19 protein-coding genes and 9 tRNA genes are annotated in these 21878 nt (G+C 64.7%); 16 read left to right on the forward strand and 12 right to left on the reverse strand.

Features of this window, described 5'->3' with window-relative positions:
* The first annotated feature begins 94 nt into the window (after positions 1-94).
* Positions 95-1057, forward strand: coding sequence for a LysR family transcriptional regulator (locus tag PDM28_RS10915; RefSeq protein WP_311182000.1), 963 nt, complete (start codon positions 95-97; stop codon positions 1055-1057).
* Here the strand turns inward: PDM28_RS10915 and PDM28_RS10920 are convergent.
* Complete coding sequence (locus PDM28_RS10920) at positions 1019-1336, reverse strand: hypothetical protein (protein WP_311182001.1); 318 nt, start codon at positions 1334-1336, stop codon at positions 1019-1021. The two genes, PDM28_RS10915 and PDM28_RS10920, sit on opposite strands and share 39 nt — an antisense overlap.
* 59 nt (positions 1337-1395) lie before the next feature.
* Positions 1396-1722, reverse strand: a complete 327-nt coding sequence (locus PDM28_RS10925) for a hypothetical protein (protein WP_311182002.1) — start codon at positions 1720-1722, stop codon at positions 1396-1398.
* 186 nt (positions 1723-1908) lie between these two features.
* Here PDM28_RS10925 and PDM28_RS10930 point away from each other — a divergent pair, with 186 nt between their 5' ends.
* Both PDM28_RS10930 and PDM28_RS10935 read left to right on the forward strand, forming a co-directional pair.
* Positions 1909-3033: a sensor histidine kinase gene (locus tag PDM28_RS10930; protein WP_311182003.1), complete on the forward strand. Its 1125-nt coding sequence runs from the start codon at positions 1909-1911 to the stop codon at positions 3031-3033.
* Positions 3030-3806, forward strand: a complete 777-nt coding sequence (locus PDM28_RS10935) for a LytR/AlgR family response regulator transcription factor (protein WP_311182004.1) — start codon at positions 3030-3032, stop codon at positions 3804-3806. Before PDM28_RS10930 ends, PDM28_RS10935 begins: the two co-directional genes overlap by 4 nt.
* A gap of 37 nt (positions 3807-3843) precedes the next feature.
* On the opposite strand, the gene PDM28_RS10940 is transcribed toward PDM28_RS10935, so the two are convergent.
* From PDM28_RS10940 to PDM28_RS10980, 9 genes are all read right to left on the reverse strand, one after another.
* Positions 3844-4896 carry a hypothetical protein gene (locus PDM28_RS10940; protein ID WP_311182005.1) on the reverse strand — a complete coding sequence of 351 codons (1053 nt, stop codon included), beginning with the start codon at positions 4894-4896 and terminating at the stop codon, positions 3844-3846.
* Between the two features lie 318 nt (positions 4897-5214).
* Positions 5215-5979 carry a type I methionyl aminopeptidase gene (map, locus tag PDM28_RS10945; RefSeq protein ID WP_311182006.1) on the reverse strand — a complete coding sequence of 255 codons (765 nt, stop codon included), beginning with the start codon at positions 5977-5979 and terminating at the stop codon, positions 5215-5217.
* On the reverse strand, positions 5976-6188 hold the full coding sequence (locus tag PDM28_RS10950) for a ParD-like family protein (RefSeq protein WP_068852612.1): 213 nt from the start codon (positions 6186-6188) through the stop codon (positions 5976-5978). Before PDM28_RS10950 ends, map begins: the two co-directional genes overlap by 4 nt.
* A gap of 103 nt (positions 6189-6291) precedes the next feature.
* Positions 6292-7194, reverse strand: coding sequence for a cation diffusion facilitator family transporter (locus tag PDM28_RS10955; RefSeq protein ID WP_311182007.1), 903 nt, complete (start codon positions 7192-7194; stop codon positions 6292-6294).
* Positions 7195-7219: 25 nt separating this feature from the next.
* Entirely contained in the window at positions 7220-9508 is a 2289-nt protein-coding gene (locus tag PDM28_RS10960; RefSeq protein ID WP_311182009.1) for an Orn/Lys/Arg family decarboxylase, read from the reverse strand.
* Between the two features lie 21 nt (positions 9509-9529).
* Positions 9530-10876 carry an arginine/agmatine antiporter gene (adiC, locus tag PDM28_RS10965; protein WP_311182010.1) on the reverse strand — a complete coding sequence of 449 codons (1347 nt, stop codon included), beginning with the start codon at positions 10874-10876 and terminating at the stop codon, positions 9530-9532.
* 15 nt (positions 10877-10891) lie between these two features.
* Positions 10892-12319, reverse strand: coding sequence for a DcaP family trimeric outer membrane transporter (locus PDM28_RS10970; RefSeq protein WP_311182011.1), 1428 nt, complete (start codon positions 12317-12319; stop codon positions 10892-10894).
* Positions 12320-12584: 265 nt separating this feature from the next.
* Positions 12585-13424, reverse strand: a complete 840-nt coding sequence (gene dsbG, locus PDM28_RS10975) for a thiol:disulfide interchange protein DsbG (RefSeq protein ID WP_311182012.1) — start codon at positions 13422-13424, stop codon at positions 12585-12587.
* A gap of 94 nt (positions 13425-13518) precedes the next feature.
* Entirely contained in the window at positions 13519-14589 is a 1071-nt protein-coding gene (locus tag PDM28_RS10980) for a GlxA family transcriptional regulator (RefSeq protein ID WP_311182013.1), read from the reverse strand.
* Positions 14590-14805: 216 nt separating this feature from the next.
* On the opposite strand from PDM28_RS10980, the gene PDM28_RS10985 reads away from it, so the two are divergent.
* From PDM28_RS10985 to PDM28_RS11035, 11 genes are all read left to right on the forward strand, one after another.
* Positions 14806-15204, forward strand: a complete 399-nt coding sequence (locus PDM28_RS10985; protein WP_070209142.1) for a heavy metal-responsive transcriptional regulator — start codon at positions 14806-14808, stop codon at positions 15202-15204.
* An 89-nt stretch (positions 15205-15293) separates the two neighbouring features.
* A complete protein-coding gene (locus tag PDM28_RS10990; RefSeq protein ID WP_343236718.1) occupies positions 15294-17384 on the forward strand; it encodes a copper-transporting P-type ATPase in 2091 nt (696 codons plus the stop codon).
* A 56-nt stretch (positions 17385-17440) separates the two neighbouring features.
* Positions 17441-17516, forward strand: a tRNA-Ala gene (locus tag PDM28_RS10995).
* Positions 17517-17570: 54 nt separating this feature from the next.
* Positions 17571-17646, forward strand: a tRNA-Glu gene (locus PDM28_RS11000).
* A gap of 123 nt (positions 17647-17769) precedes the next feature.
* A tRNA-Ala gene (locus tag PDM28_RS11005) sits at positions 17770-17845 on the forward strand.
* 53 nt (positions 17846-17898) lie between these two features.
* Positions 17899-17974, forward strand: a tRNA-Glu gene (locus PDM28_RS11010).
* A 75-nt stretch (positions 17975-18049) separates the two neighbouring features.
* Positions 18050-18125, forward strand: a tRNA-Ala gene (locus PDM28_RS11015).
* Between the two features lie 50 nt (positions 18126-18175).
* Positions 18176-18251: transfer RNA gene (locus tag PDM28_RS11020), tRNA-Glu, on the forward strand.
* Between the two features lie 105 nt (positions 18252-18356).
* Positions 18357-18432, forward strand: a tRNA-Ala gene (locus PDM28_RS11025).
* A gap of 56 nt (positions 18433-18488) precedes the next feature.
* Positions 18489-18564 (forward strand) — tRNA-Glu (locus PDM28_RS11030).
* A gap of 61 nt (positions 18565-18625) precedes the next feature.
* A complete protein-coding gene (locus tag PDM28_RS11035) occupies positions 18626-19582 on the forward strand; it encodes an SOS response-associated peptidase family protein (protein ID WP_311182015.1) in 957 nt (318 codons plus the stop codon).
* A 7-nt stretch (positions 19583-19589) separates the two neighbouring features.
* Here the strand turns inward: PDM28_RS11035 and PDM28_RS11040 are convergent, their stop codons facing one another.
* Positions 19590-19970, reverse strand: a complete 381-nt coding sequence (locus PDM28_RS11040) for a response regulator (protein ID WP_311182017.1) — start codon at positions 19968-19970, stop codon at positions 19590-19592.
* Between the two features lie 124 nt (positions 19971-20094).
* Here PDM28_RS11040 and PDM28_RS11045 point away from each other — a divergent pair.
* Positions 20095-20181, forward strand: a tRNA-Leu gene (locus tag PDM28_RS11045).
* A gap of 82 nt (positions 20182-20263) precedes the next feature.
* Positions 20264-21613, forward strand: a complete 1350-nt coding sequence (locus PDM28_RS11050; protein ID WP_311182018.1) for a tyrosine-type recombinase/integrase — start codon at positions 20264-20266, stop codon at positions 21611-21613.
* Positions 21614-21878: the final 265 nt, after the last annotated feature.

Below are 21878 nucleotides of genomic sequence, written 5' to 3' on the forward strand. Positions count from 1 at the left end.
GGCCTCCACGGTACGGGCGCCGCCCGGGGCGATAAACGACCAACCTTGGCCATCACTGTTTGTAGAATCCAAACAATTACCCTTGGGAGTGCCGATGGACCGTTTCGATGCCATGCAGGCCTTTGCGCGGGTTGTGGAGACCGGCAGCTTCACCAAGGCCGCGCAGACCCTGCACATGAGCCGCACCACCGTGACCCAGCTGGTGCAGCAGTTGGAGGCGCGCCTGCGCGTGCGCCTTCTCAACCGCACCACCCGGCAGGTCAACGTCACTGAAGACGGTGCGGCCTACTACGAGCACGTGGTTCGGCTGCTGGCGAACCTGGACGACGCGGAGACCAGCCTGTCCAGTTTCGCCGCCAGCCCGCGCGGGCGCCTGCGCGTGGACGTACCCGCCCCCTTGGCGCGCTTCCTGCTCGTCCCCGCCCTGCCCGACTTCCATGCGCGTTATCCCGACATCCAGCTGGACCTGGGGGTCAGTGACCGCAACGTGGATCTGATCGACGAGAACGTGGACTGCGTCATCCGTGGCGGCGTGCTGACCGATCCGTCGCTGGTCGCCCGCCAGATCGGCGAACTGAAAGCGGGGCTGTACGCCGCGCCCAAGTACCTCGACACCATCGGCGTCCCGACGCACCCGGCTGAGCTGGAAGCCGACCCGCACCGCATCGTCGGCTACCGGGGCTCACGTCCCAGCGGTGCCATGCCGTATGTGCTGCGGCGAGGCGATGAAACACTGACCATCCACGGCCGCCACCTGCTCGCGGTGGACGATGGAAATGCCTACCTCGCCGCCGGCGTAGCCGGACTGGGCGTGCTGTGGCTGCCGGACTATGTGGCGGCCGAGCACGAACGACACGGTGAACTGGTGCGCGTGCTGACCGATTGGCAGGTCGACCCCATGCCCCTGCACATCGCTTTCCGGCCAAACCGGCACGTCAGCGCCAAACTGCGCGTGTTCGTCGACTGGGTCGCGGCCCTGATGGCTGAGCACGTGCCCAAAGCCACGCAGGGCGTGGCGCTACCGGGTGGACAGCACCAGCAGGAGGAACAACAGTAACGACGCTACGCTGGTCAGCGTCAGTAACCACTGGATATCACGAAGCCGTAGAACTGCAGCATCCAGTTCACCACGGTGCGTACGAAGCAGCAGGAAGCGGGTGTAGGTGCCATTGCCCCAGTGGCTGCCACCCGGGCCGAAGGTGCGTGGCTCGCCGAAGGCATCGAACAGCGCCGGATGATCCCGACGGATCCGCCGGAGCATCATCACGTTGAACGGCAGGCACATCAGGATCAGCCCGAACGGCAGCAGCAGCATCATGTCGATCAGTTCTTTCACGGCACCTCCCCGATGGCGTGCCTGGGATGATAGACCGGACAGCTGGCCGATGGTGGGGGTCACGAAGGTAAGGGCTGAACCACCAGCACGTCACCCCGGCACACATCCACTTCGCGATAAATCGCGTCGCGCCCATTACGGAACGCCAGGCGCAGGTCGAAGCGGCAGCGGTTGTTGCCCAGTCGCACCGTGGTGCTGCCGCCGCCACCCTCGATCCGGTCGATCGGACGGGCTTCGAAGGTGCCGCTGCCGGCTTCGGCGACCTCCAGCCGGAGAATGCTGTCGTGGGCGCGGTTGAGCACCGTCAGGTAGCGCGGCTGATCGGCAGCTTGGGCGGCCGAGGTGGCAGACATCAGGCAAAGCAGTGCGAAGGTGCGGGTATGCATGGCAGCGGGCTCCAGCGTGGGCGAGCCTGCATGACGCGCCGGGAATGCCCACGCCGACAACCGATCCGGGACCAATCGTCGTCACGCCGGGACCAATCGTAATGGGCCGTCATGGCGCTTCTCGGGCCCCGCTGAGGCGCCTAAGATGGCCCTGCCCCGCCTTGTCGGGCGCCCTGGATACCCGCCGTGATCGTTCGCCTTGGCAGCACTTCCATCACGCTGAGCCGCTACCTGCTGCTGTGGACCGCCGTCGTGCTGGTGTTCACCGTGCAGCACGTCCTCAGCGACGGCATGCACGGCAACAGCGTGCCGCTGATGGCCCATCTACGCTGGTCGATGATCCAGTGGTACACGTGGGCCGCCCTCGCTCCGCTGGTGTTCCGCCTGGCCGAGCGCCATCCCATCGACCCGACCCGTCGCCTGCGCGGCCTCGGCCGGCACGTGCTGGCCAGCGTGGTGGTCACCTCCGCCGCCATGGTGATAGGCGCGCTGGTCTCCACCCTGTTCGAACCCAGCGGCTTCTTCGAACAGCTGGGTTACTTCCTGGCCCAGCACTTCGCCATCGGCCTGCTCACCTACTGGGGGCTGTTCGCCCTGCAGCAGGCCTTGCACTTCCAGGCCGAGAAGGCGCGGCGCGAGGTGGAAGCCAGCCGGCTCGCCACCGAACTGGCCCAGTCGCGCCTCCTGTCGCTCAAGTCGCAGCTGCAGCCGCATTTCCTGTTCAACACCCTGCACGCCATCATTACCCTGCTCGACGAGGACACTCTCTCAGCCGAAGACATGCTGCTGCGCCTGAGCGAGCTGCTGCGCGCCTTCCTGGAAGACTACGACGGCCAGGAGATTCCGCTGCGCCAGGAGCTGGACCTGATCGAGCTGTACCTGGGCATTCAGCGTGTACGCTTCAAGGATCGCCTGACGACCCGCACCTACATCGCACCAGATACCCTCGACTGCGCCGTGCCCAGCCTGCTGCTGCAGCCGCTGGTGGAAAACGCGCTGCGCCACGGCATCGGCCAGCGCGTGGGCGGGGATGTGGTGGAGATCGAAACCCGCCGCGATGGCGACGCGTTGTGCATTGAAGTGCGCAATCGCAACAGTACGCTGGAGGCCACCCCTGGCGCGCCGGCCGGGCATGGCATTGGCCTGTCCAACACTCGCCTGCGCTTGAAGGAGCTGTACGGCGATGCCGCCGAGGTGCGCCTCGACATGCTCTGGCCCGAAGGCGTGGCCTGCCGGGTGCGCCTGCCGTTCCGCGCACTGGCCCCCCTCGACGACGCACCGGAGTTTGATGCAGGGACGGCGCCGGCATGAGCATCCGCGTACTGGTGGTGGACGACGAACCACTGGCCCGGCGCGCCATCGTGCGCCTGCTGGCCGACGACCCCGAGATCGAACTGATCGGCGAATGCGGCGACGGCGTCTCCGCAGTCAAGGCGATCCGCGAACAGTCGCCCGACCTGGTGTTCCTGGACATCCAGATGCCAGCCATCACCGGCCTGGACGTGGTTGCCACCATCGGTGCCGAGCGCATGCCCGCCACCGTGTTCGTCACTGCTTACGAGCAGTACGCGGTCAAAGCGTTCGAGGCCAACGCGGTGGACTACCTGGTCAAACCGTTCAGCCGTGATCGCTTCGCCGCAACGCTGCAAAGGGCCCGGCAGCGCGTTTCGGCCGCATCGGGAACCAGCGCCCACGCCACCACGCAGATCCTGCAGGCGCTGGATACCCTGCGGCAACGCGAAGCCTACCTGCAGCGCCTTCCCGTGCGAGTTGAAGAGCACATCGTGTTGATCGACGTTGCCGACATCGTCTGGATCAAGGCGGCGCGCAACACCGTGGAGATCCACCTGGCCACGAAAGTGCATGAGCATCGCGGCACCATGACCGCGTTGGCCGAGCGGCTGGATCCGAGGCACTTTGCCCGGGTCCACCGCTCGGCCATCGTCAACATCGCCCGAGTCAAAACCATCCATCCGTGGTTCAACGGCCACCATGTGGTCACTCTGGACACCGGCCAGCAGCTGCGCATGAGCCGGTACCAGAACGAGGCATTTTTGAAGCTGGTTTCGACACGCGCCGAATAACCGTGATGCAACGGAATGGGCCGTCAACCGCCAACCATCAACCGCCACCGTCTTCATCCGGCGGCGTCTCATCAACCTTGCGGCTAGGATCATCCAGGTACAGTGTGTTTCCGTCCGGGTTACCCCTGATCCACACCTTCCCTTCGTTTCCGTGCTGGTCGATATAGCCCATCACGCATGAATCATAATTGCAGTTTCCGTAGTCACGCGCATCCGAGATGCGCGCTGCGGTCGCCTGTCCGTCGTACTTGTTGATCCGGATGTCCAGATAGTTGCTGCCGGCCATCGACTGGTGGCGCACGGTCCTTGGCTCGTCCGCTCCATAGCACACGTGCTGCACCTGATTTCCGCCCTTGAGCCATGCATAGTGCCATTTATCATGGCCGCTCCAGCCATAATGCCGACTGGCAACAATGTCGTATTTGTCATCAATGAAGCGAATGTAGTACAGGTCGACGTCCCAGTACGTCGAGTTGTACGCATCCTCCCTGGTCATGGTGAAGCAGTTCCACTTATGTGGATTCTCCGGCCTCCCTCTCAGCTTCACCCAGCTGTCGAACTTCCCCGCCGGGGGGTTCTTCGTGTTGGTCCGAAATTTGGTCCCTGATGGAGATGTAATCTCCGCGGCGATCCACGTCGTATCCAGATCCACCTTGCTCAGGTAGATGAAAACAGACTGCCCATTGGCTTTGGAGGTCTCAGCCGGACCTGCATCCTGTTCGATTTCTTCCCCATCCTCTCGCGCCAATGGCCATTGATAGACAAAACGATCGTCCTTGGTGTGTGTTGTCCTGCTGACTCCAGCATTCGTTTCATACGTGATCAGCCTGACACCATTGACACCATACAGTTGCTCATGGGTCAGCTGGACAGAGACGCCGTTCCTGTCCCGGGCCTGGAGGATGATCTCGATCGGTGCCTGCTGCAGTCCGTTCGCATAGATATCCCCGCTCACCTTGGTGTGCTTGTGGATCTGGACGGTAAACTCGCTCAGCGTGTGCCAGTCCACGAGCGGCTGCGGTTCGAACCCGCCCCCCTCGACGACGGTTGGCTCACGATCCGCGGACGCTTGATTGGATTCCGTACTCATGACAGGTTGCTCCCAGGTTGTGTTCCATTGGTTTCTGCCACCACCATGGATCGCAAGCATGGGACGCGCACCGCACTTCGGCGCACCGGCCCCAAGGGCTGCACCGAACAGAAATCCGCGCAACGGGCACGGCAAACCCAAGCCCGTTGAGCGCAGCTCACTGCTCGCGATTCACCCCCGTGAGCGGCCAACATAAGCCCGGGATCGTTATGCCTGCGTGTTGGGCGACCGCGGTCACAGGATATGCCCGATCGGCGTTCGCGTGGCGCTAAGGGAAGCCGGGCAGAGCCCGGCTCTACGACCGGGCAGAGCCTGGCGTTACGCGGCTTTTTCGCCCGCGCGCAGGGTGAGTACCTCTACGCCATCGTCGGTCACCAGCACCGTGTGTTCGGCCTGCGCCGAGAGCTTTCCATCGCGCGTGGTCACCGTCCAACCATCGTCGCTCATGTCGATGGCGGCGCGACCCTGGTTGATCATCGGTTCGATGGTGAAGGTCATGCCGGCTTCCAGTTCCACCCCGGTGCCGCGCTTGCCGTAGTGCAGTACCTGCGGCTCTTCGTGCATCTCACGGCCGATGCCGTGCCCGCAGAATTCGCGTACCACGCTGTAGCCGTTCGCTTTGGCATGTTGCTGGATCGCAAAACCAACATCGCCCAGCGTAGCGCCTGGGCGCACCATGGCAATACCCTTCCACATCGCTTCACGGGTGACCCGCACCAGTCGCTTCGCCTGGAAGTCGACGTCACCGATCAGGTAGGTCTTGCTGGAGTCAGCAATGAAGCCGTCCTTCTCCAACGTAATGTCGAGATTGACGATGCTGCCGCTGCGTAGAATCTCTGTCGCCGACGGCACGCCGTGGCAGACCACGTTGTCAACCGAGCTGTTGAGCACGTAGGCGAAGCCATACTGGCCCTTGCTGGCCGGCCGCGCCTTCAGCTCATCAACGATGAAGCGTTCCACCCAGTCATTGACCTGCAGCGTGCTCATGCCTTCCAGCTGCAATCGGTCCAATGCCTCGAACACCGACGCCAGCAGCCGCCCCGAGGCCCGCATCAGCGCCTGCTCTTCCAGCGTCTTGATCACGCGACAGCCACCCGCAAGGCACCGGGGTCCACCCCGGCCGCGCGCAGCTCACGGTTGACGATCTCCTGGTAGCTCATGCCGGGGTTCATTTCGCACAGCATGCCGACCTTGATCCAGAAGCCGGCCTGCGCGTTGATCGAACGCCCGGACACGCCGCTGGCGCGGCGCAGGTTGTCGTGCAGTTCGTCGTCGATGTTGACGATGCCCATGACAGATCTCGAGGAGGGGTATATACACATCATATACGCTTCATATACCCCGCGCCACCGGCCATATGGCACCCCGAGTAGAGCCGGGCTCTGCCCGGCTGCCTCAGGTCCAGGCCGGGTCCGCTGTGAAGTCGATGGTCAACCAGAACTCGCTTCCCCTCGCATCCAGCCGCTCCGCAATCTCGTCGCGCAACGCATCCACGCTGCCGATGGTGCCGATTACGGTATCCGGGTGGGTCAGGATGTGGATTTCCACGAAGCGCATGCGCCCCATCTTGGCGACGTGGCTGGTGAAATCCAGATACCCATGCTCGGCAATGAACTGCTGCATCACCGTCTGCACCCGTGCGTCCAGCGCATCCGGCGCCACCTGCAGCACCTCGCGCATGGCCTTCCACGCACCGCGCAGCGGTACCGGCAGCACCGCCACGCTGATGATCGCCAGCACCAGCGGATCGAGGTAAGGAATCCAGTGCGCGTGGTCGCCATCCTTCAGCAGCAGTGCCAGCGCGAACGCCAGCACCACCGCCAGGCTCATCATCCCGCTGAGCAGCCACGCCCGCACGTCCAGCCACAGCAGCGCCGAACGCAGGCGCCTGGCATACACGCGAATGATCGCCGCCATGCCCAGGTTGCTCACGCACAGCAGGCTGGCCCACATCAGCGCCGGGCCGGCGCGGACCACGTGGCCGCCGGTGGTCAGGCCGATGATCGAATTGGCCACCGCGTAGATGCAGGCCAGCGCCAGGATCGCCCCACCCAGCGCCTCCACCATCGGTTCCAGGTGCCAGTAGCCATACTGGAAGCGCGGGCTGCCCTCGCGCCCGAGCAGGCGCAGCACCGCCAGCGCCACCAGGGTCAGGGCCACGTCGACCAGGCTGTACACGCCGTCAAACAGGATCGCCTGCGAGCCCACCAGCAGCCCGCCAATGAAGCCGGTGGCGCTGACCGCCACCGTCACCCCGATCGAAAATTTCAGGACCCGCTGCTCGCGTGCTGTATCCATCGACTGCCGAAGCCCTGCCCTGTGCTCAGGTCTTCAGCACCTCCACCTTGTAACTCGGCACGTCGCCGTCGCGGTCGATGATAAGCCCGTGCACGTCCGACTCGAAGCCCGGGAATCGCGCGTTCTGCTCGCGGGCGATACGCAGCGACTGGATGATCGGCTCATCGGACGCACCAAACCGTTCGCCCGGCATGATGGTGGGGATACCCGGCGGATACGGCACCAGCATGGTGCCGGCGATCCGCCCACTGATCGCTTCGATGTCGACCCGCTCGATCTGTCCGCGCACCAGGTGGTCGTAGGCCTCGGCCGGCGTCATCACCGGCTCGGGCAGGTCCACGTACATTTCCCGCATCACCTGCGCAACGGCGAACTCACGGTTGAACGCGTGCAGCGCCAGGCACAAGTCGCGCAGGCCCCAGCCCGCGTAGGCCTGGGGGTAGTCCGCAGCCAGGTCCGGCAGCGCCCGGGTCAAGGGCGCGTTGGCGTCGAACAGTTCCTTGAACGCCATCAGCTCGGTCACCAGCGTGCTCCACTTGCCCTTGGTGATGCCCATCGAGAACAGGAACAGCACCGAGTACAGGTTGGTCTTCTCCACGGTGATGCCGCGCGTCCACAGGAACTTGCTGAGCACCGCCGCCGGAATGCCCAGTTCACCGAGATCGCCATCGATGGACAGGCCGGGCGTAAGCAGGGTCACCTTGATCGGGTCGATCAGCACGTAGTCTTCGACCAGCCCGTCGAATCCATGCCAGTGCGCGTCCGGCTGCAGGTACCACTCCTCGCGCTTGGCCACCAGCGGCGCCGGCGCATCGCCCTTGGCCAGCGAGCGCTCCAGCTTGTCCGGCTGCCACACGCTGAACCACCAGTCGTCGCGGCCCAGGTCTTCGCGTACGTGCAGCATGGCCCGGCGGAAGGCAATGGCCTCGTCGTGCATTTCCTGCACCAGCGACTCGCCGGCCGCACCCTCCATCATCTTCGAGGCCACGTCGCAGGCGGCAATCACCCCGTAATGCGGGCTGGTGGTGGTGTGCATCATGAACGCTTCGTTGAAGCGCTCGGCATCCAGGTCGCGCGTGGCCGCATTGCGCACGTGGATCATCGAGGCCTGCGAGAACGCGGCCAACAGCTTGTGGGTGGAATGGGTGGTGAAGATGATGGCGTCCTGCTCGCGCGGCTTGCCCTTGGCCATGCCGTAATGGTTCTCGTAGAACGGATGGAACGCCGCGTACGCGTACCAGGCTTCGTCGAAATGCAGGAAGTCCACCGCGCTGCCGATTTCCTCGGCAATCTTCTCCGCGTTGTAGCACAGCCCGTCATAGGTCGAATTGGTGACCACCGCGATGCGCGGCTTGGAACCGGCTTTGTACGCCTTGCTGGCCAGCGGGTTGGCCGCGATGGCCTGCTGCAGCGCCTCCGGCGTGAACTGGTCCAGGCTGATCGGGCCGATGATGCCGTGCGCGTTGCGGCTGGGGGTGAAGAACACAGGCACGCCACCGGTCATGATCAGTGCGTGCAGCAGGGATTTGTGGCAGTTGCGGTCGACGAACACCACGTCGCCCCGCCCCACCGTGCCATGCCAGACGATCTTGTTGGCGGTGGAGGTGCCGTTGGTGACGAAGAAGGTGTGGTCGGCACCGAAGTTCGCCGCCGCTTCGTTTTCCGCCGCCTTGATCGGCCCACTGTGGTCGAGAAGCGAACCCAGCTCTGGCACCGAGATGGAGAGGTCGCTGCGCAGCGTGTTCTCACCGTAGAACTGGTGGAAGGCGCGTCCCACCGGCGACTTGGTGAACGCCACCCCGCCCGCATGCCCTGGCGTGTGCCAGGAATAGTTGGAGTCTGCGGTGTGGTGGATCAGGGCCTTGAAGAACGGCGGCAGCAGCTGCTGCATGTAGTCGTCGGCAGCGCGCATCACCTGCCGGGAAATGAAGCTCTTGGTGTCCTCGAACAGGAAGATGTAGCCGTGGATGTACTTGAGCAGCTTGCTCGGAACCTTCTCGATGGTGCGGCGCTCACCGTACAGGAACACCGGCAGGCCCGCGCGCCGGGCACTCTGCTCGCGCAGGAAGCCCAGCAGGCGCTGGAACTCGCCGGGCTTGTCCTCGGTGCCGTCGATGGAGATCAGCACCGCCGAGGCGGCCACGTAGGTCCGCGCGCCAGCCTGTGCATCGGCCAGGGTCAGGCCGCACAGCACGCGCTGGTCGCTGCCACGCAGCTCGTCGACCAGCGCGCGGATCAGGATGCCGCCAATGCGCGGGGACTCGTAGTCGTCGTCGATGACGATGATCGGGTAATCCAGTGACTTGAAGTACACAGCATTTCTCCTGGGGGAAGATCAAGAAAGCTTCGTGCTGGTGGTGGCCTCGAGCGGCGGCAGCTGGCCGCGCTGGCGGCGCCGTTCCTCGCTGAAGAACGGGTAGAACACGGTGATGAACAGCACGAACAGGAAGGCGTACTGCACGATGCTGCCGGACGAGCCGAAGATCGCCCACAGGCAGTACACCACCGTGATGCTGGTCAGGAACCAGAAGGCCCCGATGTGCACCAGCGTGTGCGAACGTTCCACCACGAAGTAGCAGGCCACGCAGGAGTAGATGTAGGGCAGCAGGGTCAACACCACCGCCGCCGAGGTGATCACATCGAACTGGGCCGAGGCGGTCTCCGAGGTCGAGGTCACCAGCACCGCCAGGGTCATCAGCACCGCCACGATCAGCACGCCCTTGACCGGCACGTCGTCCTTGTTGGTCTTGCTGAAAATGCTCGGGAACAACCCGTCATCCGATGCGGCCTTGGCGCTCTGTGCGGTCAGCAGGATCCAGCCGCCCAGCGAACCGGCCGCGCCGATGAAGGCGCACAAGCTCACCAGGGCACCGCCCCAGCCACCCACCGCATTGGCGGCGGCCAGCGCGAACGGCGCGTCGGACACCTGCAGGTCACCGTTCGGCACCATGCCCATGATCACCGACGAGCTGGCGATATATGCCACCGCTGCCAGGAACACGCCGGCAAGGGTCGCCCTTGCAACGTTCTTCTCGGGGTTCTCCACCACCCCGGCGGTCACCGAGGCTGACTCCACGCCGATGAACGCCCACAGGGTCAGCGCCGCCGCACTGGAGATCGCGCCGAAGTTGCTCTCGCCCGAGACGTTGTAGGCGCCTTTGAAGATGGTCGGGTCGAAGAAGAACCAGCCGAAGATGGCGATGCCCAGGATCGGCACCAATGCAAAGCTGGTGGTCACCGTCTGTACCCGGCTCACGAAGGCCGGGCCGATCACGTTGGCGAAACTCAATGCCCAGACCAGCGCCAGCACCGCGATGCAGCGCGGGACCGGCTGCGACAGGATCGGGAAGAAGTAGCTGAAGTAGCCCACCGCCGCGATCGGAATGGCGACGTTGCCGATCCAGTTGGCGAACCAGTAGATGGTGTTGGTCTGGAAGCCCATGTACGGCCCGAACCAGTCGCGGGCGTACGCGTAGGGTCCGCCTGCCTTGGGCGCCAGCTTGCCCAGCTTGGCGAATACGAACGCCAGCAGCAGCGCGCCTGCGGTGGTCACCAGCCAGCCCCAGATCGAGGCGGTACCGATCTTGGCCAGGCTCGAAGGCAGCAGGAACACGCCCGATCCCATCATGTTGCCCGCCACCAGGAAGGTGGCACCCACTACCCCGATCTTCTTCTGCGCCATGACGGTATCGCTCCGTTACTTGATGAAGTTGTATTGCAGGCTGCCCTGCACCCGCACCGTGTCGGCACGTTGTCCGTCCTGCTGCTCCAGCTGCCCGTACAGCACTTCCATGCCCATCGTCCACGACGGTGCCGGGCTCCAGATCAGGTTGAAGACGCCGTACTGGCTCTGCTTGAATGCATCGGCCGCCAGTGCAGCGTTGCGGTCCATGTTCAACTGGCCGTACACCAGGTTCGACCGCCACATCGGCGACCAGTAGTGGGTGTAGCCGACGAAACCGCCCTGCAGCGACAGCGCATGCAGCCGCCCGTCCAGCCCGATCACCGCGTCAAGGCCGGAGCCGGTCAGGTCGGCGGTATAGCGGCTCATGCCCTTGCCGCCGAGCAGGCCGAACAGCACCAGGTCCTGCTCGCCGACCGAGGCCGACCCACTGAGCTGCACACCACCACCGAACCGGCGCTCGTCGCGCTGGTCGCCGTCATAGCCCAGGCTGCGCGCAACCCCACCCAGCTGCAGATGTCCCCAGTCGCGCTCCATGCGGGCGGTCACGGTCACATCGGGCAGGCGGTTCACCGCCACGGTGTCATCGGTGGTGCCGGCCAACTGGCTGTCGGGGTCTTCGGCGGCAAGGGTCAGCGTGTTGCCCTTGCCCATCTCGAAGCTGTGGTGCACGCCCGCCACCAGCAGGTAACCCGCCCCACCCGGCCCGGCGAAGTCCAGCGTGTCGGGCAGGCTGTCGGCGTCCATGAAGGTGGCGTAGCCATAGCCGGCGTAGGTGTTGCCCAATTGCCCGTAGGCATGGCGCAGCCGGAACTGGTAGCCGTCACTGCTGCCGAAGAAATCGTTTTCCAGATAGAAGCGCAGGTTGCCGCGCGAGGTCGGCCGCCGCGCCTCGAAACTGAAGCGGGTCTGCTTGGCATGCAGGTTGAAGTTGGTGGTGTCGCGGTGGGCGCTGCCGACCGGAATGGTGGAGGTGACGAACTGATCCTCATCACCCGCCGCACGGGTGTCGGCAATCGCGTCCAGCTTGGCGTAGCCGCCGATGCGGATCATCGTGTTGGTGTTGGGAATGGCGAAGAAGCCTTTCAGCTCCGGGTCGGTCGGCCCGGCGGCGCTGTCGGGGCGCGAAGCTGCCGTGGAGGGATCTGCCACCGAATCGCGCGGTGGAAGGATCGCCTGACCCGTACCGGGCACCCTGGCACCCGTTACCAGACTGATCGACGCGGGAGATGCGATGGCCGAGGGCGCTACGGCAACCACTTCGGGACGTGCCGGCGGCGTTCGTCCCTCCGTGTGCTCCAACGCATCAAGGCGTTGCTCCATCGCTTCCAGGGTCTGGCGCAGCGTGCGGATATCCTGGCGCAGCGCCTCCGCTGAATCCTGCGCATGCAAGGGCGTGGCCCACAGGGCGAACACACAGAACAGCACGACAGAACACCGCATCACGTCCTCCGTGGACCGCAGACAATACGGCCGACCGAAGACGCAACGTTGCCGTGCACGCCCCCTGCCAGCGACCCGGTACTGCGGGACTCCCTCCCAATCCCGGGTTTCGCGCAGCAACTGCGCGTGCCTGCGCCTTGATTATCAACCAAGGAGTTAGCGTGTCGTGAAACGTAGTGACACGCCATGCGTGTCAACGCAAAAACAAAGCAAAGAACCATGCCCGCAGCATCAAGCTGCGGGCCTATTCAGTCGTTGATCGAAATCAACGCACCGCGCCCATCACCTTTTCCATGTCCTCCCCCTGCGGCATCCCCGACACGCGCTGCACGATGCCCTGCGCATCACGGAACAGAATGCCCGGCGTGCCCTGGAAGCCCAGCTCCACCATCAGCACCTGGTTCGCATCGAGCTTGTTGGCCAGTTCCGGCGTGATCTTCGCCGCCGGCTTGATCCCGCCCTTGCTGAAATCGTGCTCGTTCTGCAGGAACACCGCGCTCGGATTGGGCGCACCCAAAATCGCCGCGGCCTTGGCCGGGCTGTCCTCACGGATCACGCCCACCATCACGTGCCGCAGCTGCACCTTGCCACTGTCCACCCACGGGCGTGCGGCTTCCCAGAACCGATGGCAATACGGACAGTTGGCATCGCTGAAGGTATAGACCACGCGCGGCGCATCGGCGCGGCCGTCGCGCACCCACGCGCTGGCATCCAGCTTGTTCCAGATCTTGTCGGACATCGGCTTTTCGACCAGCTTTTCCAGCGGTGCGGCGCCGACGTCCTCACCCTTCTCATTGAAGAGCGTGCCCACCATCACATTCTTGCCGTCCGCGGTGACATACGCAGCGGCCGGCTGCTGACCACCCACCAGGCCCGCAAAGCCACGCAGCCCGCCCGGTGCATCGAATTCACCCATCACTTCGAAGCCGTGCTTCTCGATACCCTGCAACACGGCAGGACGGTTCGCTCCGGCCTTTGCAGTGGAAGCCGCAGCCGGCTGGGCGGCGGTCTTGGCAGGCTGCTGCGCCTGGCTGCACCCGGCCACGGCCAGCAGTATCGACACGGCCAGCACGGAGCCCGGCAGGGGCGAAGATTTCAACGACATGGACACTCCCGGGGCACGCCCGTAACGATCAGCCCACAGGGTAGTCGCATCCGGCGGGCGGCGCAGCCGGATGCAGGCAACGCAGTGTTGGGGTTCAGGCAGCGGGGCGCAGCGGTTCCCCCTGCATGTGTGGCAGCGCATTGCGGAGGCGTTCGCGGCGCTGCGCGAATATCTGGCGGCGGTAGCGCGCCGGGGTCACGCCGACGATGCGCAGGAACAGGCGGCGGAACGCGCTCTGGTCCGAGTAGCCCACCGCCCACGACACCTCGTCCACCGCGCCGCCGCCCTGCAGCAGCAGCTGCGCCTTGGCGATGCGCAGGCGCTGGCAGTATGCGATCGGGCGCAGGCCGGTGGCCTTGAGGAAGCGCCGCTGCAGGGTGCGCGGCTCCAATCCGGCCGCGTCGCAGATGTCCTGCAGGGTCACCCCGCGTGCGGCAATGCTGTGCAACCAGCGCTGCGCCTTGAGGATGCCGCGGTCGCCATGGGCGAAGTTCGGGCTGAAACGCTCCAGGTCTTCCTGCACGCCGCGCGGAATGACCAGCTGCAGCTGCTGGATCGCCGCGCTCATCACGCTCTGCCCATAGATGCGGGCCAGCAGGCGCAGGCTGATGTACTTCCAGGCGTCCGGGCCGGAGGAGGTCAGCAGGTCGCCGTCGTCGACCAGTGACCGCTCGCTGGGCTGCCAGCTCGGCACCACCGCCGCCAGCGTCGGGCAGCGCGACAGGTCCGGCAGGCTGACCGAGCGGCCCGTGAGGATACCGGCCGAGGCCAGCAGCAGCCCGCCCTCCTCGCAGCCGGCCAGCAGGCTGCCGGCGTCATGGCAGTCGCGCAGCCAGGTCAGCATGCGTTCGTCGCCCTGCATCAGCGGCCAGCTGGGCTCGTTGCCTGGCACCACGATGACCGACGGCGGGGCGTCGCCGAACAGTTCGGCCCCGGCCACGCGCTGCATGCCGTGCCCGCGCGTGGACAACGTCCAGCGGGTCACCAGCATCCGCGCGCCCGAGCGTTTGCCGGCGGCCGCCGTACGGTTGCAGCGCTGGGCCAGTTCGGACAGCACGGGCGCGGCAGCGCGCAGGCTGCCGGGGTATTCGAGCACCGCGACTTCCATGAGGGTCGGCGAGGTTGGCTTGGGATTCGACGATGAGGTAGGGAAAGATGCATCCATGACGGCGCTCCTGGAACGGCTGCTGAGACCGGCAATCCCTGCTGGATCAAGGCTTACCGGCGATTCAGAGGGAGCGTACGGAGGGCCTTCCCATGCAGCTATGAAACAAGTTGTAAATCCGGCCCGGTAACGACATCCGGCCGATTGCAGCAAACCCTTGACTCTTGACCAGACTCCAGGGTTCACACTGTGCGCCTGCTCCCCTGCGAGACCGCCGTGAACATAGGACAGCTCGCACGCCAGGCCGGCGTGCCCATCGACACCGTGCGTTACTACGAGCGCCAGCACCTGCTGGCCACTGCCCAGCGCAGTGCCGGCGGTTACCGGGTGTTTTCCGACACCGACCTGACCCGTCTGCGCTTCATCCGCCGCGCCAAGGCGCTGGGCTTCACCCTCGAGGAAATCGGCGAGCTGCTCCGGCTCAGCGACCACCGTGGCCAGGACATGGCCCAGGTCCGCGACACCGCCGTGCACAAGCTGCAGGACATCGAGCAGCGCATCGCCGAACTGCAGCGCATGCAGGCCGCGCTCGGCCAGCTGGTCGACGCCTGCCCCGGCCACGGCGACCTGGAGCAGTGTCCGATCCTGGCCGCACTGACGGAGCCGCGCGCATGAATGCTCCGCACAGCTGCTGCTCGGCGCATCCAGCCAAACCGGCCGTCCCCGCCTCGTCGGTACCACCCGGCACCCGCTACACCTGCCCGATGGACCCGGAGATCGTGCAGGACGGCCCCGGCACCTGCCCGATCTGCGGCATGGCGCTCGAGCCGATGATGCCCAGCCTGGACGAAGGCGAGAACCCGGAGCTCACCGATTTCCGTCGGCGCTTCTGGTGGAGCCTGCCGATGAGCGTGGCCACCTTCATGCTGGCGATGCTGGCGATGACACCGCTGCTTCACGCACTGTCGCCGAACGTCAGGGTCTGGATCGAGTTCGCCCTCGCCACCCCGGTGGTGCTGTGGGCCGGCTGGCCGTTCCTGCAGCGCTGGGCGCAGTCGATCCGCAACCGCAGCCCCAACATGTGGACGCTGATCGGCACCGGCGTGCTGGCGGCCTACGGCTACAGCGTGGTGGCCACCGTCGCGCCGGGCCTGTTCCCGCCCTCCTTCCAGCAGCATGGCCATGTCGGCGTGTACTTCGAAGCGGCGGCGGTGATCATCTCGCTCACCCTGCTTGGCCAGCTGATGGAACTGCGCGCCCGCGCGCAGACCTCCGCGGCGATCAAGGCGCTACTCGGGCTGGCACCGAAGACCGCGCGCGTGTTGCGCGACGATGGCCGCGAGGAAGACGTGGAGATCGCCACCCTGCAACCGGGCGACCGCCTGCGCGTGCGGCCCGGCGAGAAAGTGCCGGTGGACGGCAGCGTGCTGGAAGGCCGCTCCAGCGTGGACGAGTCCATGTTGACCGGCGAACCGGTGCCGGTCACCAAGACCGTGGGCGATGCGGTCATCGGCGCCACCCTCAACGGTACCGGCAGCCTGGTGATTCGTGCCGAACGCCTGGGCGATGACAGCATGCTGGCGCAGATCGTGCAGCTGGTGGCGCAGGCACAGCGTTCGCGCGCGCCGATGCAGCGCATGGCCGACAAGGTGGCGTACTGGTTCGTGCTGGCCGTGCTCGGCGTGGCGGTGCTGACGTTCTTCGGCTGGGGCCTGTTCGGTCCCGAACCGTCCTGGACGCATGCCGTGCTCAGCGCGGTGGCGGTGCTGATCATCGCCTGCCCCTGCGCACTCGGCCTGGCTACGCCGATGACGATCATGGTCGCGACCGGTCGCGCCGCACAGCACGGCGTGCTGTTCCGCGACGCTGAAGCGATCGAGGCGCTGCGCACGGTCGATACGCTGGTGGTGGACAAGACCGGCACGCTGACCGAAGGCCGCCCGGCGTTCCGCGAGGCGATTGCCGTCGCGGGCTTCAACGCAGACCAGATCCTTCACTGGGCCGCCAGCCTGGACCAGGGCAGCGAGCACCCGCTGGCGGCAGCGATGGTTGCCGAGGTGCGTACGCGCGGCCAGGCGCTCGCCACCGTGGACGATTTCGATTCGCTCACCGGCCTGGGGGTGCGTGGCACCGTTGAGGGCAAGGCGCTGCTGCTCGGCAACGCAACGCTGATGCGCGAACACGGGATCGCGCTGGAGTCGGTGCAGACCGATGCAGACCGCTTGCGCCGCGCGGCGGCCAGCGTGATGTACCTCAGCATCGACGGCACCCTCGCCGGCATCATCGCCGTGGCCGATCCGATCAAGGCCTCCGCCGCCGAAGCGATTTCGCAGCTGCATGCCGACGGCATCCGCATCGTGATGGCGACCGGCGACGGCACCGCCACTGCCGAAGCAGTCGCGCGCGAGCTCGGCCTGGACGAGGTGCACGGCGACATGCGCCCGGCCGACAAGGCAGAACTGATCCGCAGCCTGCAGGCGCAGGGGCGCGTGGTGGCGATGGCCGGCGACGGCATCAACGACGCCCCCGCGCTGGCCAGCGCCAACGTCGGCATCGCGATGGGCAACGGTACCGACGTGGCGATGTCGAGCGCGCAGGTCACGCTGGTCAAGGGCGATCTGCGCGGCATCCTGCGTGCGCGCCAGCTGTCCGCCGCCAGCGTGCGCAACATGCGCCAGAACCTTGGTTTCGCGTTCCTTTACAACGGGCTGGGCATTCCGGTCGCCGCCGGCGTGCTGTATCCGCTGGGCATCACGCTGTCGCCGATGCTCGCTGCGGTGGCGATGAGCCTCAGTTCGGTGTCGGTGATCAGCAATGCGCTGCGGCTGCGCCATCAACGCGTGTCGAATGCATGACAGTTTTTTCTTGCCATTCGAAAACAGCGTCGCTATGATTCCGCTCCTCACGACGTGGGGCCATAGCTCAGCTGGGAGAGCGCCTGCATGGCATGCAGGAGGTCGGCGGTTCGATCCCGCCTGGCTCCACCACTCCAATCCTTAGGCCGATTGGAAGGTAGTGAACACAATTCAAGTTTTTCGTGCGTCCCCATCGTCTAGAGGCCTAGGACATCACCCTTTCACGGTGGCGACCGGGGTTCGAATCCCCGTGGGGACGCCAGTTGTAAAGCACAAAGCCCTGACTTCGGTCGGGGCTTTTTGTTTGCGTCGCGCGTGTGTCGCGCATGCAGAAAACACTTGGCGAACCCTTCACATCCGCGTAGAATTCGGCCTCCAGCATCGTGGGGCCATAGCTCAGCTGGGAGAGCGCCTGCATGGCATGCAGGAGGTCGGCGGTTCGATCCCGCCTGGCTCCACCACTCCAGACCTTAGGCCGTCCGGAGCAGCTGGAAAAACTTGATGAGTTTCATGCGTCCCCATCGTCTAGAGGCCTAGGACATCACCCTTTCACGGTGGCGACCGGGGTTCGAATCCCCGTGGGGACGCCACTCATCAGACTGCAAGACCCCGGCTTCCCATTCAGGCAAATCAACGCTATGATGGTCGGCTCGCGGTAACAACGTGGGGCCATAGCTCAGCTGGGAGAGCGCCTGCATGGCATGCAGGAGGTCGGCGGTTCGATCCCGCCTGGCTCCACCACTTCTCCGGACATAGGCCGTCCGACAGAAGCAAAATCAAAAGTTTCGTGCGTCCCCATCGTCTAGAGGCCTAGGACATCACCCTTTCACGGTGGCGACCGGGGTTCGAATCCCCGTGGGGACGCCAATAACGCAGAGAACCCCGGCAGTGCCGGGGTTTTTTGTTGCCGCTAAAAATCTGTTTGCATTCCCAAATAAACCAGCTATGATAGGCGGCTCGCAGCATCAACGTGGGGCCATAGCTCAGCTGGGAGAGCGCCTGCATGGCATGCAGGAGGTCGGCGGTTCGATCCCGCCTGGCTCCACCAACATCCGGTCATTAGGCCGATCGGATGGATGCGGCATTAAAATTCAGTTTTCGTGCGTCCCCATCGTCTAGAGGCCTAGGACATCACCCTTTCACGGTGGCGACCGGGGTTCGAATCCCCGTGGGGACGCCAATTTTAAAACACAAAAAGCCCTGACTCCGGTCGGGGCTTTTTGTTTTGGTAGCCTACGCACATGTGCTATTCCGCCCAGATCCGCGCCGACTACACCAAGCTGGTCCGTGAGTTCGGCGCCACCCTGTCGCTGGACGAATTCGCCCAGCTCTACGCACACGATGCCGGCAAGCAGCGTCCGAAAACCCCCAAGGCCATGGACGACGGCTTCATCGGCGCACGCACCCCGCTCGGCCAGGACATCGTGGCCAGGATCCAGCAGTGGCACGCCGAGGAAATGCAGACCCTCGACCAGGAGCTGCGTGTACAAAGCGCACGCCTGAAGCAGGCCGAAGAAAGCCTGGCGCACCGCCCTACCCAGAAGGCGCGCAACGAGATCCGCATTGCCGGCAACCGCATCGACCGCGCGCAGGCGCGCCTGGCCGACCTGCACCGCAGCGGCCTGCTGCCACGCGACAGCCGCATTTTCCCGGGCGTGTACGCGCCGGTGATCGTCTCTGAGCACGGCCAGCGCGTCATCAAGCCGATGCGCTACCAGTGCCGCCTGCCGGACAAGCCCGCGCGCAACGACGCGCTTTACCCCGGCACCTACAACGCCCGCCGCGACAGCCTGGAGGCGTATTGGAAGAACGCCTTCGGCCACCACCATGGCGTGGTGGTGGTGCAGTCGTTCTACGAGCACGTACCGCGGCATGCCATGGAACAGCGCACGCTGGCACCGGGCGAGAACGCGCAGAACGTGGTGCTGGAATTCCGCCCCCGGCCGCAGCGCGACCTGTTGATCGCCTGCCTGTGGTCGGAATGGGAAGGCCCGGAAGGCCGGCTGCTCTCATTCGCCGCAATCACCGACGAACCGCCACGCGACGTGGCCGAAGCCGGACACGACCGCTGCATCGTGCCGATCCGGCGCGAGAACCTGGATGCCTGGTTGAATCCCGATCCGGATGACCTGGGCGCGCTGTACCGGATCCTCGACGATCGCGAGCCGGTGGAACTGGGTTACGAAGAAGCGGCGTAACGCGCGCTCAGCTGGCGACCGGGTTCCCGAGCAGCGCCTTCAGCAGCGCCGCTTCCAGTTCCTTGCCCAGGTAAGGCTTGACCAGCACGACGCCGGCGCGGAACGCCTCAGGCAGCTGATGTGCCGCCATGCCGGTAGCCACCACGAACGGAATGCCGCGCGCGGTCAGTAGTTCGGCCACCGGGTCACTGGTTTCATTGTTGGCCAGGCGGTAATCGAGCAGCACCACCTGCGGCGCGTGATCCTTGACCAGCTGCACAGCCTCGGCCACCCCGCCCGCCATGCCGACCACGACGGCACCGAGCTGCACCAGCTGCATGTCGAGCAGCGAGGCACTCATCTCGTCGTTTTCGACTACCAGTATCCGCAGGCCCTGCAACGCGCTCATTCCAGTTCCCTGTATGGTTCAGCGCAATGAGTATAGCGTCGCGGCCAGATGACGGCCCGGGCCAACCTAAACGATTCAGACCTCGCCAAGCGGCCGGAGTTTGTATACACTGCGCGGCCAGCCAGCCGAAGTGGCGGAATCGGTAGACGCAGCGGACTCAAAATCCGCCGCCCTTAAAAGCGTGTGGGTTCGAGTCCCACCTTCGGCACCAGCTGGTCGAAACCCCTTGAAACCTATAGAGGACAATGGTTGCAGGCGGAAAGTGAACTACAAACTGAACTACAATGTAGTTCATGAGTCCCCAACCGACCTATCTAAAGCAGCGTGGCAAGGGCGACCGCAAGGTCTTCTACGTCACGATGCGAGTCCCGACATCCGCACAGCATGTCTGGGGCCTGATCCGAAACGAATCCCTTCGCACCTCCGATTTGAGCCAGGCCCTCCGGGACAGGCACAAGGTCATTGCGCGGTTCCAAGCTGATTTCGAGGAGGCTGCGCGCGCGCCGCTGCCTGCGGATGCCGCCTCTCTTATGCCGTTGGCCGAGCAGGTTCGAGCTGGAGAGATGTCTGAGAACGACTTCGATGGACAGCTGTCTTCATACCTAGATGCCCTGCCCCGCGACGAGTACGGCCAGCCGGTGATCGGCAGCAAAGACCTAACCTTTGTTCGCAAGGCGAGTGCCGTGGCGAGCGGGGTCCAGTTGCTCGAGTCGCTCAGTGAACAGTGGTTGGCCCTTGAGGCGACTAAAGGCATCAAGCAGGCCACCGTTGCAGAGCGCCGTGGGCACTTGAACAAGCTGCTCAAGTACCTGGGAGATGACGCCCGCCCCACCGATCTGACTAAGGCGCGAGCGGTGGGCTTTGTGGAAGAGGCCCTGAACCCGTTGCCGGTGGGTAAGTCGCGCAAGCAGTTCATGCTCGCCACCTGCCGGGGCTTTGCCGATTGGCTCGAAGTTCGAGGGATGATCCCCACGTCGGATCCCTTTGGAAAGGTCGGTATGCTGCTGCGCGCTGCTGACACGTCACGCGATGAACGGTCCACGTGGTCCCCTGAGGACCTGCTGAAAATGCTTCAGGCCATCCCTCACGGCGACCCGATGTGGCCCTTGGTGGCTATCTGCGCGTACACCGCCGCACGACCCCAAGAGCTCTGTAATGTGCGCTGCGAGGATGTGACCGAGACAACTCTGACCATCAAGAGGAGCAAGACACAGGCAGGAGAGCGCACGATTCCCATCCCGCCCCAGCTTCGAGATCTTGTCTCACGCCTTGCGGGAGAAAGCTCCGATGGCTGGCTATTGTCGGGCCTGACTACATCGACGCCGGACGACAACCGGTTCAAGCTTATCGGCAAACGACTGCAGACGGTTCGGAAGCGGGTCGGCTTGCACCAGACGCTGCAGGTCTACAGCTTGCGACATACGGGGATTACCCTAATGACGGAGGCCGGGCACCCCGAATGGCTCCGGCAGCTGATTGTAGGTCACGAAGGTGGCTCGACAATCATGGCCAAGCACTATGTAAAGTCAAAGAATATGGAACTTATGGCCGAGGCCATGAATGCTATTACCTATGGAGTAGCCGTAGATAAATATGTCATGGACTTCGGCAATGGGAAGGGCCTTGTCCGGCAGCACGCCTGACACCCCGCCCTCGCGCCATGACCATTCACTCAAGGGCCACGTCACTCTCAACACGTACCTTCCCCATTGGAGCCCCAACGGGGAAATACTCCGCTGGTGTCTTTCACCGGCATGAGCGGGACGCGCCGGATGAATAGGCTCCATCGCGTCGTAGGAAAAACGAAGCGCTGACCACGGCTTTGGCAGCAAGAACAAGGGCGTCCCATCAGCGGCACTGCATCTTAGATCTCGAGCGCACTAGCTCTTAAAGACCAGACAGATTCGG

The sequence above is a fragment of the Stenotrophomonas aracearum genome (assembly GCF_031834615.1).
Taxonomy (GTDB): Bacteria; Pseudomonadota; Gammaproteobacteria; order Xanthomonadales; family Xanthomonadaceae; genus Stenotrophomonas; species Stenotrophomonas aracearum.